This is a genomic window from Pseudomonas tremae (genome assembly GCF_001401155.1).
GTDB lineage: Bacteria > Pseudomonadota > Gammaproteobacteria > Pseudomonadales > Pseudomonadaceae > Aquipseudomonas > Aquipseudomonas tremae.
Window position 1 is genome coordinate 1 of sequence record NZ_LJRO01000386.1, and the last position, 786, is coordinate 786.

2 protein-coding genes are annotated in these 786 nt (G+C 53.6%); both read left to right on the forward strand.

What is annotated here, in order from left to right; translation table 11 throughout:
• Positions 1–18: 18 nt before the first annotated feature.
• Positions 19–114: a helix-turn-helix domain-containing protein gene (locus ALO43_RS22265; RefSeq protein ID WP_459564959.1), complete on the forward strand. Its 96-nt coding sequence runs from the start codon at positions 19–21 to the stop codon at positions 112–114.
• Positions 115–140: 26 nt separating this feature from the next.
• On the forward strand, positions 141–737 hold the full coding sequence (locus ALO43_RS22270) for a hypothetical protein (RefSeq protein ID WP_054998064.1): 597 nt from the start codon (positions 141–143) through the stop codon (positions 735–737).
• Positions 738–786 lie beyond the last annotated feature (49 nt).

The following is a 786-nucleotide window of genomic DNA, read 5'->3' on the forward strand; positions in this document are numbered from 1 at the left end:
GTCTCAGCCAAGAAACTGCTGGCCAACGGCGTACCACCGCGTGAGGTGGCCAAAAATCTTGGAGTTTCGGTGCCAACACTGTACCGCTGGATTCCAGCCTCATCGCATGTTTAATGAGCTAAACGTTTGAGAGGGCTCCATTGAATAATGCCTCACTTTTCTTACCAAGGCTGACACTCAACCGTCAGTTCGTCTATGACCTCATCGAGACCGAAGTGCCTGCCTGCGCTCTGGGAGTGATTGAGGTGCATGAGCATCAGTTTGGCTTGCTAGCTATTCGACCGAGCGACAATTTCCCAGACGGAACGTCCAGCGAAGGCTTCGAGCTGGGGCATTCACTGTTGGGGACCGCCGATTATGAAGTGGTCCATTTTGCTTTCAATTTCCATGGCGTGGATACCTACAATGTCTTAGTCAACCCATGCAACCCTCTGATCAAAACCGTGGTAAGCAATATGATTCAGCGAGGCCACTACTTCATTCTGGTGATCCGACCTGACAATGGTGTGACCGTGTTCCGCGCCGGAGGCGACTCGGACGACTTGGCGGGACTGAAAGAAAATCTCCCACGAATCCTCACCTCAAGCACGACAGCTGCACAGTATGAGAACGCGGTGACGCGCTTTCAGAAGCGACCGTATCCCCCTGGGGTACTAGTTACTTGGGCTTGTCGGGACGATCCTGCGTATCTAGACATTTCAAACGACAGGCTCGATCTCAACCCCTCTTCACGGTGAGTGTCGCAAATCGCGGCTTCGCTCCCACTGGGCCTGTCAGGCGCTATGG